Here is a 15,309-nt window from a genome sequence, read left to right as displayed (position 1 = left end):
GAGTACGTTGGGCCTCGTCCCGTGTCCCGCGGGCGGTCCTTCTTCTTGGAGCGAGCGTGCTCAACCCCTGGAACCTCACCATGCGCCACGACGTCGACCTTCGTCGTCAGGCCAGCATGCTGTGTGCGTCCGGGACGTGTTGTTGAGCCGCTGACCACGCCGCCGACGACGACCGTCGGCCCCTCCTGACGCCCCGCTGACCGGGGCCTCGCTCCAACCCGCCGTGCCCGCACCAGTGGCCCGCGCCCGCGCGCGCCGCCCCCGCCGGGCCGCTCTTACCGTCGTCCCCGCGCGCCGCCGGGACGAGACCCGAAAGGTAGAAATCCCGTGTCCTCGACCACCACCGAGAGCTCCCGGGGCCGCCGCCTCCGGATGCCCTCGTTCAGCGTCCAGATCCTGCTGGGCCTCGCGCTCGGCGTCGTCCTCGGCTGGGCCGCCCTGAGCCTGGGCAAGACCGCCGACGGCGCCGACAACTGGCTGACCGTCACGCTGAGCACCATCGGCTCCTCCTTCGTCAGCCTCCTCAAGGCCGTCGTCCCGCCGCTGGTCTTCACGGCGATCGTCGCCTCCATCGCCAACCTGCGCGGGCTGACGAACGGCGCCCGCCTCGCCGGGCAGACCCTGCTGTGGTTCGCCATCACCTCCCTGGTCGCCGTGGCGATCGGCATCGGCCTGGGCCTGGTGCTCCAGCCCGGCGCCAACGCCGGCGTGGACGCCGCGGACGCCGCCGCGCCGAGCAAGACCGGCACGTGGCTGGACTTCCTCCAGGGCCTCATCCCGGCCAACTTCCTCGGCCTGGGCGCCTCGTCCTCGCTCGAGACCGGCGCCGACGGCGCCGTCACCGCCGTGAGCACCGGCGTGAGCTTCAACGTCCTGCAGATCATCGTCATCGCCCTGGTGGTCGGGCTCGCCGCGCTCAAGGTCGGCAAGAAGGCGGACCCGTTCCTCACCCTCAACGCCTCGGTCCTCACCGTCATCCAGAAGGTGCTGTGGTGGATCATCCGCCTGGCGCCGCTGGGCACCCTCGGCCTCGTCGGGCGCGCCATCGCCACCTACGGCTGGTCCTCGCTGGCCAACCTCGGCACCTTCGCCGTCGCGATCTACGTGGGCCTGGCCCTGGTGCTCTTCGTGGTCTACCCGGTGCTGCTCAAGGGCCACGGCCTGCCGGTGATGAGCTACTTCCGCGGCGCCTGGCCCGCCATCCAGCTGGCCTTCGTCTCCCGCTCCTCGATCGGCACCATGCCGGTGACCGAGCGGGTCACCCACCGCAACCTCGGCGTCCCGCGGGCCTACGCCGCCTTCGCGGTGCCGTTCGGCTCGACGACCAAGATGGACGGCTGCGCCGCGATCTACCCGGCCGTCGCCGCGATCTTCGTCGCGCAGTTCTTCGGCGTGGACCTGTCCGTGACCGACTACCTGCTCATCGCGTTCGTCTCCGTGGTCGGCTCCGCCGCGACCGCGGGCCTGACCGGCGCGACGGTCATGCTCACCCTGACCCTGTCCACCCTGGGCCTGCCGCTCGAGGGCGTGGGCCTGCTGCTGGCCATCGACCCGATCCTCGACATGGGTCGCACCGCGGTGAACGTCGCCGGGCAGGTGCTGGTGCCGATCGTGGTGTCCAAGCGCGAGGGCATCCTCGACGTCGAGAAGTACCGCGGCGCCGACGCCGAGGACCTCTTCACCGAGGACGAGGCCGACGGCGTCGTCGACGGCGACGTCGTCGCCCGCGAGCCGGAGCTCGCGGCCAGCCGCTGACGGCGGCGCGGCGCACGGGCCGCACCGGCGAGGGCCGGTGGCGCGGGAGACCGCGCCGCCGGCCCTCGCGCCGTCCCTACGCCTTGACGGCGAGGACCGGCGCGGAGACGTTGAGCAGGATCCGCTGGGAGTTGCTGCCCAGGACGAGCTTGCCGACCGGGGTGCGCTTGCGCAGGCCGATGACGATGAGGCTGGCGTCGACCTCCTCGGAGACGGCCTCGATCTCCTCGGCCGCGTCCTTGCCGCGCACGAGCTGGCGGACGGTGCCCTCGACGCCCGCATGGGCCAGGTGCGCGCGCACCTCGTTCAGGTCGTCCTCGGAGGCGAGCAGCGGGTCGCGGACCCCGTCGCCGTCGGAGACGTTGAGGACGACGACGGACTCGCCGTGCGTCTTCGCCTCGAGGATGGCCCGCTCGAGCGCGGCGCGGCCTTCGGGCCTGGTGGTGTACCCCACAACGATGGTCATGACTGCATCATGGCGTGTCCTGGCTCACGGTGCAGGGATAAAAGTCCCAAGCGCCGGATTCGTACCCCGGCGCCGCAGACGGACCGTGCCGCGGATCGCTCGCCCGCAGGCTGTGCCGATCGCGGGCCAGCAGGCTGTAACGTCGCCGTTTCGTGAGCTTCCTGGACCTCCCGACCCTGCCCGGCACCCTGATGACCCTCGAGCCGCTGTCGCTCGAGCACGTCGACGAGCTGGCGCAGGCCGTCGCCGAGGACGGGCTGTGGAAGCGGTGGTACACGAACGTCCCGGCCCCGGAGCAGATGGGCGACGAGATCGAGCGGCGCCTCGCCAGGCACGCCGCGGGGGACATCGTCCCGTGGACGGTGCGCCGCGCGAGCGACGGCCGGGCCGTCGGGATGACCACGTACTGCAACATGGTCGAGGAGCACCGGCGCCTGGAGATCGGTTACACCTGGCTGGCCGTGAGCGCCCAGCGCACCGGCATCAACACCGAGGCGAAGCTGCACCTGCTCAGCCGCGCCTTCGACACCCTCGGGTGCATCGCCGTCGAGTTCTGCACCCACTGGCACAACCAGCAGTCGCGCCGCGCCATCGCCGGCCTCGGGGCCAAGCAGGACGGCGTGCTGCGCAACCACCGGATCGGGCGCGACGGGACGCTGCGCGACACCGTCGTGTTCTCCATCATCGCCAGCGAGTGGCCCACCGTGCGCCTGTCCCTCACCGAGAAGCTCGCGCGCGCCCGGGAGCAGGCGCCGGTCGCGTAGCGCCGGGGAACGGGCGCCGCCCGCGGCCGGCCCCTCAGCGCGCCGCCGCGCGGACGCGGTGCAGGACCGCCTCGGCGACCTCCTCGTGCCGGGTCTCGGGCAGCCAGTGCCCGGCATCGAGCGCCAAGGACCGGTACGGGGCGGCGACGTGGTGCTCGCTGCGCTCCGCCGCCGCGGCGTCGATGGCCGGGTCGTGCACGCCCCACAGGTAGGTCGTCGGGATCTCGACGGCGCCGGGCAGCCCCCGGGCCAGCGGCATGGCCCGGTACCAGTTCAGCGCCGCCCGCAAGGCGCCCGGCTCGCGCATCCGGGCGGCGTACCGGGCGGCGTCGGCCGCCGGCAGCCCGCCGTCGGCCAGGAGGGCCTCCAGCCGCGGGCGCAGCAGGGCCTCGGGCAGGGCCGGCAGCTGGAAGAGGCCCATGTACCAGGAGCGCAGCGGCTGGGCCGAGTGGCTCAGGGCCCAGACGAAGGCCCGCGGGTGCGGGGTGGCGAGGACGGTCAGCGAGGCGACCCGCGCCGGGTGGGCCGCCGCCGCGGCCCACGCCACCCCCGCGCCCCAGTCGTGCCCGACCAGGTGCACCCGGGCGAGCCCGGCGGCGTCGAGGACCGCCATGGCGTCGGCGACCAGCCACGGCATCCGGTAGGCCGCCCGCTCCAGCGGCCGGGCGCCGGGGGAGTAGCCGCGCTGGTCGAGCGCGAGCGTGCGCAGGCCCTCCCCGTGCAGCAGCGGCGCGACCCGGTCCCAGCTGGCGGCGTCCTCGGGAAAGCCGTGCAGGAGCAGGACGGCCTCCCCGTCCACCGGACCCTCGTCGCGCACGTCGAAGAGGAGTCGGCCGCGGCGCACCTGGCTCAGGCGGGACATGGGGGGAGGTTATTTCGCCCGCCGCACCCTCGCCACAGCCACCCGGTGGCAGGGCCGGCGCCCGGGTGGTTCCGTGGAGGGAGTGCCACCACGGGCGAGGAGGACGGTCATGAGCGACGCGGACAAGGCGACGGGCGCGGACCCGCACGGGGCCGACCAGCAGACCGACGAGCAGGCCGAGGGCCGGAAGAAGCTCGCCGCGCTGGTCAAGGACGCCCGGATCGCCATGCTCAACACCATCGACGCCGACGGGCACCTGGTCAGCCGGCCCATGGGGCTGCAGGAGGTCGAGTTCGACGGCGACCTGTGGTTCTTCGCCGACGAGCACTCCGACCTGGCGGCCGACCTGACCGCCGTCCCCGACGTGAACGTCTCGTTCAGCGCCAACGGGTCGTGGGTGTCGGTGTCCGGCAAGGCCGAGATCGTGCGCGACCGCGAGCGGTCCAAGGAGCTGTGGAACACGTTCGTCGATGCGTGGTTCCCGGACGGGCCGGAGACCCCCGGGGTCCTGCTGATCAAGGTCCACGCCGACGCCGCGCAGTACTGGGACACCCCGGGCGCCAAGGTCGTCCAGCTCATGAGCATGGTGAAGTCCAAGATCAAGGGCGAGCGGTACGACGGCGGGGAGACGGGCACGGTCACCCTGTGACGCGCCCGGGTCCCGAGCGGGATCGTCGCCGGCGACCTCGAACAGGTCCGGCGAGCCCGAACCGGTCCGGTGCGGTCGAACCGGACCGGTGAGCTCGAACAGGCTGGGTGAGGTCGAACCGTCTCGGCGAGTTCGCGGTGGATCGGCTACCGGTTCGCCGGTCTGCTGCTGACTCGCCGATCTGCCGCTGGTTCAGCCGTGCCCGCCGTGGGCGGTGGGTGCTGCGCCGCCCGGGCTCGGCGCTCCGGCGCGGACCGGGCGGCGCCGGTCAGACCCGGCGCAGCAGGTCCTGGGCGGCGATGAGGTCCCGGCCGAGCGTCTTGTACCCCTCGCGCTCGAAGAAGACGGTGATGCGGTCCTCGCCCTCGTGGCGCATGACCACCCCGCGGCCCCACTCGCGGTGCTCGACCGCCGCCTGCAGGGGGAAGGGGTCCTCAGCACCCGGGTGCGGCCCGGGCCGGCCGTCCCCCTCGGGCCCGCCGTCACGCTCGGGGACGTCGCCACCCTCGGGCATCCCGGTGCCCGCGAGGACGTCGGTGTCGGCCATGACGTCCTCGACGCCGTCCTCCTCCCGCTCCTGCGGGCCCGCGCACACGTCGCACGTGCCGCAGCGGCCGGCGTGCGGCTCCCCGAAGTACCCCAGGAGGAACTGGCGCCGGCAGTGCAGGGTCTCCGCGTAGCCGCGCACCATCTCCACCCGGGAGCGGTTGATGCGCTCGCGGGAGTCGGTCAGCTCCCGCGCCCGGTCCGCCACCCGCCCCGGCGCCTCGTCGCCGACCGCCGCCACGCCGCGCCGCTCCCGCCGGACGGCGCCGACCTCCTGGAGCAGGTTGACCAGCCCGGCCGCCTTGCGCGCGGACAGCTCCGTCCGCGCGCGCAGGTCCTTGAGCGCCAGCGCCCCGTCGGCCCGGCGCACCGCCGTCAGGACAGCGCGCAGCGCCTCCTCGTCCACCGAGGTGGTCGCGAAGTACTGCCGGACGCCGAGGTCCTCGGGCCGGTAGTGCAGGACGGCGCGGGCCGGCTGGCCGTCGCGGCCGGCGCGGCCGATCTCCTGGTAGTAGCTGTCCAGGGAGTCCGGGGCGTCGGCGTGGACGACGTAGCGCACGTTGGGCTTGTCGATGCCCATGCCGAAGGCGGAGGTGGCCACCACGACGTCGAGCTCGTCGTCGAGGAAGGCGCGGTGGACGTCCTCGCGGTCCCCGGCCGACCGGCCCGCGTGGTACGCCGCGGCCCGCAGCCCCCGCTCGGCGAGGGCGGCGGCGTAGCGCTCGGTGTCCTTGCGGGTGGCGACGTACACCAGCCCCGGCCCGGGCAGGTCGGCCACGCCGTCGACCACGGCGCGCCGCTTGGCGTGGTCGTCGGGGTGGCGGACCACGTCGAGGAAGATGTTCGGCCGGTCGAAGCCGCGGCTGACCACGAGCGGGTCGCGCAGCCCGAGCCGCTCGACGATCTCGGCCTGGACGGGGGTGGAGGCCGTGGCCGTCAGGGCGATGACCACCGGCCGCCCGACCCGCTCGGCCGCGGCGCCCAGGGCCAGGTAGTCGGGCCGGAAGTCGTGGCCCCAGGAGGAGACGCAGTGCGCTTCGTCGACGACGAACAGCGACGGGCGCAGCGCCCGCAGCCGGTCGGTGACCTCCTCCTTGGCGAGCTGCTCGGGGGAGAGGAAGAGGAACTCCGCGCGCCCGCCGCCCACGGAGCGCCACGCCTCGGCGTTCTCGCGCCGGTCCTGGGCGGAGTTGACCGCGACCGCCTCGGCGCCGGCGCCGGCCTCCTCCAGGGCCGCGACCTGGTCCTGCTGGAGGGAGATCAGCGGGGAGACGACGACGGTCGGGCCGTCCAGCAGCAGCGCCGAGACCTGGTAGATGGCCGACTTGCCGTACCCGGTGGGCATCACGGCGAGGACGTCGCGACCGGCGACGACGGCCTCCATCGCCTCGCGCTGCCCGGGCTTGAGCGTGTCCCAGTCGAACGTCTCGCGGGCGGCCTCGCGCAGCCGCTCCAGGGTGGAGGTGCTCACGCGCGCACCGGGCGCGGCCCCGCAGCGCGGGTCGGGGCCGAGGGGAGGGCGGGGGCATCGACGTCACGTGTCACCGCACCACCTTGCGGCCCGGGCCGGGAGGCGGCAATCGGAACGCCGCCGGCCCCGGGCGGCAGCGCTGGCGCGCCCGGGCGCCGTCGTTAGCCTGAGGGACATGACCGCCCGCTCCACGTCCGTAACCGCACGCGCGCTGGGCCCCGGCCAGGAGTGGTGGCGCCGCGCCGTCGTCTACCAGGTCTACCCGCGCTCGTTCGCCGACTCCGACGGCGACGGCGTGGGCGACCTGCGCGGCATCATCGGCAGGCTCGACTACATCGCCGCGCTCGGCGTCGACGTCGTGTGGCTCTCGCCGATCTACCGCTCCCCGCAGGCGGACAACGGCTACGACATCTCCGACTACCACGACGTCGACCCCACCTTCGGCACCCTGGCGGACCTCGACGAGCTCATCGCCGGGCTGCACGCCCGCGGCATGCGGCTCGTCATGGACCTCGTGGTCAACCACACCAGCGACGAGCACCCGTGGTTCGCCGAGTCCCGGGCGTCGAAGGACTCGCCGCGGCGCGACTGGTACTGGTGGCGCCCGCCGCGCCCGGGCTGCCGCGGCGGGGAGCCGGGGGCCGAGCCGACCAACTGGCACGGTTTCTTCTCGGGCTCCACCTGGGAGTGGGACGAGGCGAGCGGGGAGTACTACCTGCACCTGTTCGACCGCAAGCAGCCGGACCTCAACTGGGAGAACCCCGCGGTGCGCCGGGCCGTGTACGACATGATGCGCTGGTGGGTCGACCGCGGCGTCGACGGCTTCCGGATGGACGTCATCAACCTCATCTCCAAGGCGGTGCGCCCCGACGGCTCCCTGCCCGACGGCGCCCCGCTCCCCGGCCCGTCCCGGTACGGGGACGGCAGCCCGCACTACACGAACGGGCCCCGCCTGGACGAGTTCCTCCACGAGATGCACGACGCCGTGCTCGCCGGCGGCGCGCGCGACGGCGCGGTGCTGCTGTCCGTGGGGGAGACCCCCGGCGTCACCCTGGACCAGGCGCGGTCCATCACCGACCCGGCCCGCCGCGAGCTCGACATGGTGTTCCAGTTCGAGCACATGGGCGTCGACCACGGGCCGGGCGGGAAGTGGCAGCTGCGGCCCCTGCACCTGCCCGACCTCAAGGCCAACCTGGCCAGGTGGCAGGAGGGACTGGCCGGGGCGGGGTGGAACTCCCTGTACTGGAACAACCACGACCAGCCCCGGGTGGTCTCCCGCTGGGGCGACGACTCGCCCGAGCACCGCGTCGCCTCCGCCAAGACCCTCGGCACCGTGCTGCACCTGCAGCAGGGCACGCCCTACGTCTACCAGGGCGAGGAGCTCGGCATGACCAACGTCTCCTGGTCCCAGATCGAGGACTACCAGGACGTCGAGACCCTCAACTACTACCGCGAGTCCGTCGCCGGCGGGGCGAGCGACGGGGAGGTCATGGCCGGCATCGGACCGGTCAGCCGGGACAACGCCCGTACCCCCATGCAGTGGGACGACTCCCCGCAGGCCGGGTTCACCACCGGCACCCCGTGGCTGAGCGTCAACCCCGCCTACCCCCAGATCAACGCCGCCGCCGCGGTCGCCGACCCGGACTCGGTGTTCCACCACTACCGCCGGCTGATCGAGCTGCGCCACCGCCTCGACGTCGTGGTGGACGGCCGGTTCGAGCTGCTCCTGCCCGAGCACGAGCAGGTCTTCGCCTACACCCGCAGGGCGGCCCAGACGCTCCTGGTGGTGGCCAACATGTCGAGCGAGCCGGTCGCCGTCGACCTGCCCGGCCAGGCCGGCGTCCTCGCCGGCGAGCTGCTCCTCACCACCCATCCCGACGGCGCCCCCGCCGACGGCGACCGCGTGCGCCTGGCGCCCTGGGAGTCGCGGGTCTACCTGGCCTGAGCGTGGCGGCCTCTCACGGGACCGCGTCCGGCGGCGGGAGGTCGTTGCGGGGGTGCACCGCCTGCAGCGGCCGGATGAGATCGACGATCTGGTGCGAGACGGAGATGCCGAGCTCCTCGCTCAGCCGCTCTTTGAACGCCCGGTAGACCCGCACCGCCTCGACGTGGTTGCCGTCCTTGAGGTGGACGCGGATGAGCGCGCGGTGGGCGCTCTCGCGCAACGGCTCGAGCTGGACCGCCCCCATCGCGGCCTGCAGGGCCCCGTGCAGCTCGTCGTGGTCCAGGAGGCGGTCCGCCAGCGCCTCGAGGGCCCGCAGCCGCAGCTGGTGGAGCTGCTCGCGCTCCTCCAGCGCCCAGTCGTCGTACCACCCCGGCAGCAGGGTGCCGCGCCGCAGCACCTGCAGCGCCCGCGCGGTGTCCGGCGGGTCCTGGCCGGCGGTGACCTGGTGGGCGACCCCGCGCAGGTCGTGCACGTCCACGTGGACCCCCGGGGCCAGCGCCATCATCCCCTGGGACTCCTCGAGGACCCCGTCGAGCAGGTGCTGGATGCGCCAGACGGCGGCGCGGAGGTTCCCGTGCGCCCGCCCCTCCTCGCTCTCCGGCCACAGCAGCCCCGCCAGGTGCGCCCGGGGCCGCTCGCCCTGCAGCGCCAGCAGGCTGAGCAGGCGGCGCTCGCGGTAGGCCACCACGACCGCGGCGTCCCCGCACCGCAGCTGCCACCCGTCGAAGAGCCGCAGCGACCAGCGTGGCGCGGTGGTCGCGATCGCGTCGCTGTCCATCGTCGGTGCGTCCCCCTCGACCCGACTTCGCGGCCTGCGCCGCCCGGCCTCACCTGTCGCCGACCGGGGCGACAAGCATCACGATCCCCACCTGTCACTCCACCGTCAAGGATGAAATCGCGGATCGGGCGGATCGGGCGAAACGCTGTCCTGGCGCGAGCGCCCGCCGGTGGTGCGGGCGCGGTGACGGACCTGTCACGCGCCAGTAACAGGGCACCCGGCTCACTGGGCACGTTCGTCACGGGTCGGAAATCACGAGGGGGGGTGACAAAGATGCGCGAGCTGACCATCAGCGAGATCGAGGGCCAGGACGTGGAGCTGCTGCCGGAACGGGAGACGCTGTTCTACTTCAAGAACAACAACTTCTCGGCGGTGTTCGCTCACAACTCGGCCACGGCGGTGAACTTCTTCACGAAGGACTCCATCGCCGCCGCCAACGCCCAGCAGTGGATCGGCGTGAACCAGCACTGACCTGCACGACCTGACCTCTGCGAAAGGTGAGTGGTCATGACAGATCACGTGATCCTGGACCCCGAGCTCGACGACCAGGCGGTGGAGGTCCTCCCCGCGCGGGAGACCCTCTGGCTCAACATCAACGTTGCGCCCGTCATCGGGGTCAACATGGCGATCGCCATCAACGCGTTCTCCGACCACTCGGTGGCCGCGGCGAACGCCCAGCAGTGGATCGGCACCTGGCAGCACCACTAGGCGCCGGCCGGTCCGCCGCCCGGTGGGTCCGCCACGCGCGCTGGCGTGCCCGCCGGGCGGCGGCTTCCCGCAACGAGGGGGGAACGGGATGTCGACGCAGACCCGCGGGCCGGACGCCCCGCCGGTCACGGCCGACGACGCCGCCGCCGGCTCGCGCCGGTGGCGCCGGGCCGACGGCGTGGAGTCGCTCGGGCAGGTCCAGGACTCCGGGCTGACCGCGCCGGCGTTCCTGGTGCGCCGCGGCGACGGCCAGGTGGTCCAGGTCTCCGAGCTCGTCCACCTCGTGCTCATGGCGCTCTCCGCCGACCGCAGCCCCGCCGAGGCCGCCGACGTCGTCAGCGCCGCCTTCGGTCGTCGCCTCAGCGTCGAGGGGCTCGACCGCCTCGTGACGACCAAGCTCGCGCCCGTCGGGCTGGTCACCGACGCCGCCGCCCCCGCCGCCCGGCCGGCCCCGCGCGCGACGCCGCTGCTCGCGCTGCGCGCCAAGCTGACGCTGCTGCCCGCCGGTGCGGTCCGGTTCGCCGCCGGGACGCTGTCGCCGCTGTTCTGGCCGCCCGTCGTCGTGCTGGCGCTCGCCGCGCTGGTCGTGATGGACGTCCTGCTGTTCGTGCGCAGCGACGCGCTCGCGGCGCTGGCCACCACGCTCGCCACGCCGGGGCTGATCGCCGCGCTGTACCTGCTCACCGCCGTGGGCATCTTCTTCCACGAGCTCGGTCACGCGACAGCGTGCCGGTACGGCGGCGCCACGCCCGGCCGGATCGGGGCCGGGGTCTACCTGGTCTTCCCCGCCTTCTACACCGACGTCACGGACTCCTACCGGCTGGACCGGGCGGGCCGGCTGCGCACCGACCTCGGGGGCCTGTACTTCAACGTCTGGGGGCTGCTGGCCGCCGGCGCCGCCTACCTGCTCGGCGGGCCCCAGGTGCTGGTGCTCTACATCCTCATCACGCACTTCCAGATGGTCCAGCAGCTCATCCCCACCCTGCGCTTCGACGGCTACTACGTCCTCGCCGACCTCGCCGGGGTGCCCGACCTGTTCTCGCGGGTCGGCCCGGTGATGCGCAGCCTGGTGCCCGGGCGGCCGGCCCACCCGCGCGTCGCCGAGCTGCGCCCGCGCGCCCGCCGGCTCGTCACGACCTGGGTCCTCGTCGTCGTGCCGACGCTGGCCCTCGGGCTCGCCGTGCTGGTGTGGAACCTGCCCGAGATCGTGCGGGTGGCGCTCGACGCCGTGCGCACCCACCTGGCGACGGCGCAGCAGGCCGTCGCCGACGGCGCACCCCTGCCGCTCCTCGGGGCGGTCTTCGCGATGGTGGTCCTCGCCCTGCCCGCCCTGGGCGCCGCGCTGGTGGTCCAGCGCACCGCGGTCATGGCGCTGCTCCCCGCGCGGCGCGCGGCCGGGGCCTGGCGCGCCCGCCACCCGCGTCCGGCGCCCATCACCAAGGTGCGTCGCCACGCGACCACGACAAGGAGGTCGATCATGGTCCAGCCCCGGCCCGGCGATGCCGCCACTCCCGGCGCCCGCGCCGGCACCGCCGCGACACAGACGGCGGACGGCCCGACCCCACCCGCCCGGCCACTGCCTCCCGGACAGGGCGGCTGGGACGGCTGGCGGGTCATCTCGGGCTCGGTCGGAGCGGCCGCCCCAGCCGCCGCTCCCGCCTCGCCCGCCCCCGCCCCGTCGGCGGCGGCGCCGGCCGACGAGGTGACCGCACCAGCTGTCCCCGGGCCCCCGGCCGACGACGCAACCGTGCCCTCGCCGGCCGCCGCCCCACCGGTCGACCAGGTGGCCGCACCGGCCGTCCCCGCGCCCCCGGCGGACGAGGCAGCCGCGCCCCCTCCCATCGCCCCGGCCGCCCAGCAGGCCCCCGAAGCGCCGGCGCCCGCCCGGACCGCCCCCGCGCGGGAGCCGGCGAGGGCGCCGTCGGACGCCGACCACCTGCCCGGCCTGCCCCTCCCGCTGACGGCGGCGGCCTTCACCGACGCGGAGATGTTCCCGCCGCCGCGGCCGGCCGCCACCCTCGGCTGGCAGCACGCCGTCCACGTCCTCACCGGCGGACGGATCAGCCCGCGCCCCGGCGCGGCCGAGCGCCGCTACCTGGAGGTCCTCGAGCGGGTCCGCGCCCCCATCACCGGCTCGCGCCGGGTGGTGGTCATGAGCCGCAAGGGCGGCGTCGGCAAGACCACCCTGGCCCTGGCGCTGGGCAGCACCTTCGCCCTCGAGCGCGGCGACCGGGTCATCGCCGTGGACGCCAACCCCGACGCGGGCAACCTCGCCCACCGCCTCGCCCGCGGGCACACCCGGCCCACCCACCGGTCCATCACCGACGTGCTGGGCGACCTGGACCGGATCCACACCTACGCGGACCTGCAGGGCTACACCTCCCAGGCGCCCGAGTCGCGGCTGGAGGTGCTCGCCTCCGACGACGACCCGCGCATCTCCCTGGCCCTGACGCGGGCGTCCTACCACCGGGTCATCACGCTGCTCGACGCCTTCTACAACCTCATCCTGCTCGACACCGGCACGGGCATCCTCGACAGCGCCAACCAGGGCCTCATCGCCGACGCGGACCAGCTCGTCCTCGTCCTGCGCCCCGCGCTCGACGGCGCCCGAGCCGCCGCGCTGACCCTGGACTGGCTCGACCAGCACGGCCACGGCGACCTGGTCGAGCGCGCCGTCGTCGTCATCAACGGGGTGCGCCCGGGCGTGGGGGTGCCGCTGGAGAAGATCGAGGCCCACTTCACCAAGCGGTGCGCGCACGTGCTGAGCGTGCCCTGGGACGAGATGCTCGAGAAGGGCGCGCAGACGGCCGTCGAGCAGCTGCGCCGGCCCACCCGCGAGGCCCTGCACCGGGTCGCGGCGGCCGTGGCCGACAACTTCGTCGAGGTGCGCGGCAACCGCTGACCGCGCGGACGACGTCCACCAAGTCACCGCGCCGGCGGCCCGGGACCTCGGTCTCTTCCGCCCGGCGGCCCGGCCCGGCACGGTGGCAGGAGGAGCGGCACGGTGCCCCGGCACCCGCCGGCGGTCGCCCGCCGCACGAGCGGGAGCGGGTGAGCGGCCGTGCGCGCGCTGGTCGTCTACGAGTCGATGTTCGGCAACACCCAGGAGGTGGCCCGCGCCGTCGCCGCGGGCCTGCGCCCGTCCCTGGAGGTGGAGCTGTGCGAGGTGGGCCGGGCGCCGGCGCTCGCGGACCTCGACGTCGACCTCCTCGTGGTCGGCGCGCCCACGCACGCCTTCGGGCTCAGCCGGGCCGGGACCCGCGAGGACGCCGCGACGCGCGGCGAGGGGCCGGTGCTCTCCGCCGGCACCGGGGTGCGGGAGTGGCTCGACGCCGCGGCCCCCGTGCGGGGCGGCCTCGCCGTCGCCGCCTTCGACACCCACGTGAGGAGCCCGCGGGTGCCCGGGCGGGCCTCGGTCGCCGCGCAGCGGCGGCTGCGCCACCTCGGGGCGCGGATCGCGTGCCCGGCCGAGAGCTTCTGGGTCCACGGGTACACCGGCCCGCTGCTCGACGGCGAGCTCGACCGGGCCCGGCGCTGGGGCGAGGTGCTCGGCGCGCGCGTGGCCGGAGCCCTGGCCACATGAACCGGCGCGGCCGGCCCCGCTGCCTCCGTACGGCGGCGCGGCGGGAACGCTGCCCACGGGACCTGCGGCGGGGGAGGGGCACGTTTCGGTGCGCGTGGTCGCGCCCGCTACCCTGGTGTGCGTCCCCGCCCTCGTAGCTCAGGGGATAGAGCACCGCTCTCCTAAAGCGGGTGTCGGCAGTTCGAATCTGCCCGAGGGCACGCAGTGTTTGCGCAGGTCAGACAGCCTGTAGGCGTCGCTCGGTCGGTGCCTCCTCATGCTGGTGTCCGTCACCAGTGGGCACATAGTGGGCAGAGGGCGCCACGATGTTGGCCGCAAGGCGATCGGCAACAGCATCCTGCTCGTCTGGGAACAACCCCGCGTAGGTGTTGAGCGTCTCCTGCGCCGAGGCATGCCCGAGCATCTCCTGGACCGCCTTCACCGTTGCTCCGACTCGGATGGCGAGTGACGCGGCGGTATGCCGGAGGTCGTGGAAGGTGAGTGGCTCGAAGTCTTCGGCCCCCTCCGCGAGGGTGCATCTACGTAGCCTCTTGAACATGTTGGTGCGCTTGACCTTCTCACCCTGAGTCAGGTCAGAACGAGCGGACCGATCTGCTAGCTCGATGTGTGTCCATGTGGTTGCATCCACGAGCCCTGTCACAGGGATGCCTGAGCGCTCCTGGAGCGCCCTGACGGCCTGCGTGGTGCTGGAACCGTACACACCCGTCTGCTGCCGTTCAGGGAGGCATAGAAGGGCCTGCAGCGTCCTCACAGCCGTGCCTGCCGTCTCGACCGCAGTGCTGAGGTGGCGGCTCGTGAAGTTCTCGCGACGCAGAGCCTTGCCGTCTCCCTGCGAGAACAAAAGATCGTGAGGCCCTTTGTCTGCGAGCTGTGCCTGAAGGAGGCCCCGCAGGGGGATGGGCACCACGACATACCGGTTGGCGTGGGTCTTGGTGTCCCCAAGGAGGAGTTGGCCGCTGTCAAGGCGCGTGTAGGCACGCCGAATGTGAAGGCGTCCTCGTAGCACGTCGACATCCGACACGGTTAGGGCTGTCAGTTCTCCCCAGCGAGGCCCGGTGTAGGCGGCGATCCGGATGAGCCGACCCGCCTGGTCTCCCGCGACGTCAGCAAGGCGTGCCACTTGCTCGTCGTTCAGGTACCGGTGCGGTTTCGTCTTGGATCGGCTCGGCATGTATGGCGTCTTGCCGGACTTCGTCCTAGCGGGGTTGCGCAGGATGAGGCCGGAATCCACCGCAGCATCAAGCACGCTCTTCAGAAGCCGTACCGCATCCCTGCGGCGGGTCTGTCCGGCAACCTCACCGTTGGACGCCTTCATCTCGATTGACCACCTGACCACGTCCTCGTAGGTGATGCGGCCCAGCGCGGACTTACCAAATGTGGGGGAGATGAGGGAGTCATAACGTTCCCGCTCGGCCTCTAGTGTCCGAGGAGCCTTGTCCCTGCGGGAGGCCTCCCAGGTGGAGTACTGTCAACGGCATGTGAAAACTGACCCCCTGGCGGCATCTGAAAACTGACCCCCTGGATGGTCATGGTTCGTCGGTGGTGGCCGCGGGGACGCGGCCGAGGTCGCGGTCTTTGAGGCGGTAGGAGTCGCCCTTGAGGGCGATGACCTCGGCGTGGTGGACGAGGCGGTCGATCATCGCGGCCGCGACGACGTCGTCGCCGAAGACCTCGCCCCAGCGGCCGAAGGGCTTGTTGGAGGTGACGATCAGGCTCGCGCGTTCGTAGCGGGCGGAGACGAGCTGGAAGAACAGGTTCGCGGCCTCGGGCTCGAAGGGGATG

14 protein-coding genes and 1 tRNA gene are annotated in these 15,309 nt (G+C 73.5%); 9 read left to right on the top strand and 6 right to left on the bottom strand.

Translation table 11 applies throughout. The annotated features are described in order from the left end of the window. Window positions 1-327: 327 nt before the first annotated feature. Complete coding sequence (locus GD970_RS10090; protein WP_452179358.1) at window positions 328-1,755, top strand: dicarboxylate/amino acid:cation symporter; 1,428 nt, start codon at window positions 328-330, stop codon at window positions 1,753-1,755. A gap of 76 nt (window positions 1,756-1,831) precedes the next feature. Here GD970_RS10090 and GD970_RS10085 read toward each other — a convergent pair whose 3' ends face one another. Further along, window positions 1,832-2,221, bottom strand: a complete 390-nt coding sequence (locus GD970_RS10085; RefSeq protein ID WP_152202759.1) for a universal stress protein — start codon at window positions 2,219-2,221, stop codon at window positions 1,832-1,834. Between the two features lie 152 nt (window positions 2,222-2,373). Here GD970_RS10085 and GD970_RS10080 point away from each other — a divergent pair, with 152 nt between their 5' ends. Then, window positions 2,374-2,985: a GNAT family N-acetyltransferase gene (locus GD970_RS10080; RefSeq protein ID WP_211489857.1), complete on the top strand. Its 612-nt coding sequence runs from the start codon at window positions 2,374-2,376 to the stop codon at window positions 2,983-2,985. A 34-nt stretch (window positions 2,986-3,019) separates the two neighbouring features. On the opposite strand, the gene GD970_RS10075 is transcribed toward GD970_RS10080, so the two are convergent. Continuing rightward, window positions 3,020-3,847: an alpha/beta fold hydrolase gene (locus GD970_RS10075; protein ID WP_152202758.1), complete on the bottom strand. Its 828-nt coding sequence runs from the start codon at window positions 3,845-3,847 to the stop codon at window positions 3,020-3,022. A 109-nt stretch (window positions 3,848-3,956) separates the two neighbouring features. Here GD970_RS10075 and GD970_RS10070 point away from each other — a divergent pair, with 109 nt between their 5' ends. Further along, window positions 3,957-4,496: a pyridoxamine 5'-phosphate oxidase family protein gene (locus GD970_RS10070; protein WP_152202757.1), complete on the top strand. Its 540-nt coding sequence runs from the start codon at window positions 3,957-3,959 to the stop codon at window positions 4,494-4,496. 268 nt (window positions 4,497-4,764) lie between these two features. Here the strand turns inward: GD970_RS10070 and GD970_RS10065 are convergent, their stop codons facing one another. Further along, on the bottom strand, window positions 4,765-6,513 hold the full coding sequence (locus tag GD970_RS10065; RefSeq protein WP_226925266.1) for a RecQ family ATP-dependent DNA helicase: 1,749 nt from the start codon (window positions 6,511-6,513) through the stop codon (window positions 4,765-4,767). A gap of 175 nt (window positions 6,514-6,688) precedes the next feature. On the opposite strand from GD970_RS10065, the gene GD970_RS10060 reads away from it, so the two are divergent. After that, complete coding sequence (locus GD970_RS10060) at window positions 6,689-8,458, top strand: glycoside hydrolase family 13 protein (protein WP_152202756.1); 1,770 nt, start codon at window positions 6,689-6,691, stop codon at window positions 8,456-8,458. Between the two features lie 13 nt (window positions 8,459-8,471). Here GD970_RS10060 and GD970_RS10055 read toward each other — a convergent pair whose 3' ends face one another. Then, on the bottom strand, window positions 8,472-9,236 hold the full coding sequence (locus GD970_RS10055; protein WP_152202755.1) for an AfsR/SARP family transcriptional regulator: 765 nt from the start codon (window positions 9,234-9,236) through the stop codon (window positions 8,472-8,474). 273 nt (window positions 9,237-9,509) lie between these two features. Here GD970_RS10055 and GD970_RS10050 point away from each other — a divergent pair, with 273 nt between their 5' ends. The 5 genes from GD970_RS10050 (at window position 9,510) to GD970_RS10030 (ending at window position 13,727) form a co-directional block, all read left to right on the top strand. Then, window positions 9,510-9,707 carry a hypothetical protein gene (locus GD970_RS10050; protein ID WP_152202754.1) on the top strand — a complete coding sequence of 66 codons (198 nt, stop codon included), beginning with the start codon at window positions 9,510-9,512 and terminating at the stop codon, window positions 9,705-9,707. A gap of 36 nt (window positions 9,708-9,743) precedes the next feature. Then, a complete protein-coding gene (locus GD970_RS10045; protein WP_152202753.1) occupies window positions 9,744-9,944 on the top strand; it encodes a hypothetical protein in 201 nt (66 codons plus the stop codon). Window positions 9,945-10,032: 88 nt separating this feature from the next. After that, window positions 10,033-12,846, top strand: a complete 2,814-nt coding sequence (locus GD970_RS10040; protein ID WP_152202752.1) for a MinD/ParA family ATP-binding protein — start codon at window positions 10,033-10,035, stop codon at window positions 12,844-12,846. Window positions 12,847-13,005: 159 nt separating this feature from the next. Further along, on the top strand, window positions 13,006-13,527 hold the full coding sequence (locus GD970_RS10035; RefSeq protein ID WP_152202751.1) for a flavodoxin family protein: 522 nt from the start codon (window positions 13,006-13,008) through the stop codon (window positions 13,525-13,527). A gap of 127 nt (window positions 13,528-13,654) precedes the next feature. Continuing rightward, a tRNA-Arg gene (locus tag GD970_RS10030) sits at window positions 13,655-13,727 on the top strand. Between the two features lie 17 nt (window positions 13,728-13,744). On the opposite strand, the gene GD970_RS10025 is transcribed toward GD970_RS10030, so the two are convergent. After that, on the bottom strand, window positions 13,745-14,842 hold the full coding sequence (locus GD970_RS10025) for a tyrosine-type recombinase/integrase (protein ID WP_152202750.1): 1,098 nt from the start codon (window positions 14,840-14,842) through the stop codon (window positions 13,745-13,747). A gap of 211 nt (window positions 14,843-15,053) precedes the next feature. Then, a partial coding sequence (locus GD970_RS10020; RefSeq protein WP_193314915.1) for an ATP-binding protein occupies window positions 15,054-15,309 on the bottom strand: 256 nt, incomplete at its 5' end.

The organism is Georgenia thermotolerans, assembly GCF_009193185.1.
GTDB lineage: Bacteria > Actinomycetota > Actinomycetes > Actinomycetales > Actinomycetaceae > Georgenia > Georgenia thermotolerans.
This window is presented reverse-complemented; position numbering and strand designations above follow the sequence as displayed.